Source organism: Streptomyces sp. NPDC058964 (assembly GCF_042741275.1).
Lineage (GTDB): Bacteria > Actinomycetota > Actinomycetes > Streptomycetales > Streptomycetaceae > Streptomyces.
Genome location: NZ_JBHYKH010000160.1, coordinates 1 through 1,096 on the forward strand (window position 1 = coordinate 1; position 1,096 = coordinate 1,096).

1 protein-coding gene is annotated in these 1,096 nt (G+C 70.3%); it reads right to left on the minus strand.

Annotated elements, in window-relative coordinates; genetic code table 11:
- Positions 1 to 329: 329 nt before the first annotated feature.
- Positions 330 to 932 carry an oligoribonuclease gene (gene orn, locus ACFW2E_RS20815; protein WP_384468463.1) on the minus strand — a complete coding sequence of 201 codons (603 nt, stop codon included), beginning with the start codon at positions 930 to 932 and terminating at the stop codon, positions 330 to 332.
- Between the last annotated feature and the right edge of the window lie 164 nt (positions 933 to 1,096).

Below are 1,096 nucleotides of genomic sequence, written 5' to 3' on the forward strand. Positions count from 1 at the left end.
GCCCTGGTGGAGAGCCGTACGCGCCCCACCTGGGACGCGGTGTGGCGCGGGATCGACCTGCTGCGCGCGCTTCCGGAGGGCGCGCGTGTCGAGGGACTCGAACCCGCGACATCCTGGACCACAACCAGGTGCTCTACCAGCTGAGCTACACCCACCATGACCGGCGGTGATTCGGTGGTTTCCCCGACCGGCCGAGAAAAAGTGTACAGGGTCCGAAGGGGTGCTCGCGCACGGCTTTTGCGGCGCCCCTACCCGGACCCCCCGGTCGCCCTCCCGGACCCCCGGTCGCCCTCCCGGACCCCCGGTCGCGCTCCGGACGGCCCGGACGCCTACCGCCCGGGCAGGACGTGCTTGCCGGCGATCGCCTTCGCGGTGTCGGAGTCCGGACCGGGGTGCGGCACGAAGATGGCCTCCCGGTAGTACCTGAGCTCCGCGATGGACTCGCGGATGTCGGCGAGCGCCCGGTGGTTGCCGTTCTTCTCGGGACTGTTGAAGTAGGCGCGCGGGTACCAGCGGCGGGCGAGCTCCTTGATGCTGGACACGTCGACGATCCGGTAGTGGAGGTAACCCTCCAGCGTGGGCATGTCCCGGGACAGGAAGCCGCGGTCCGTGCCGACGGAGTTGCCGCACAGCGGAGCCTTGCCGGGCTCCTTGACGTGCTCGCGCACATAGGCCAGAACCTGCTCCTCGGCCTCGACCAGCGTCGTGCCGCCGGCCAGTTCGTCGAGAAGGCCGGAAGCGGTGTGCATCTGGCGCACCACCTCCGGCATGGTTTCCAGGGCCTTGGCGGGCGGGCGGATCACGATGTCCACCCCGTCACCGAGTACGTTCAGCTCGGAGTCGGTGACCAGCGCGGCCACCTCGATGAGCGCGTCGTCGGACAGCGAGAGACCGGTCATCTCGCAGTCGATCCACACCATGCGATCGTTCATGTGTCTAACCTTACGGCGCGTGGCCTCGTGCCGGACCGATCGTGCGGTGACCTTGTGAGAACCGACGGAGGGGTGGGGGGGGCGCCCGGGGGGCGCCCGCCCGAGCCTGCAAGCGCGAGCACCTCGCGGCCCCGCGACCAGGGGAACGGGCTGGCGGACTGCGC

What these genes read in the sequence shown, in the direction of transcription:
- orn (WP_384468463.1), bottom strand. Translation starts at nt 932, where the DNA reads ATGAACGATCGCATGGTGTGGATCGACTGCGAGATGACCGGTCTCTCG.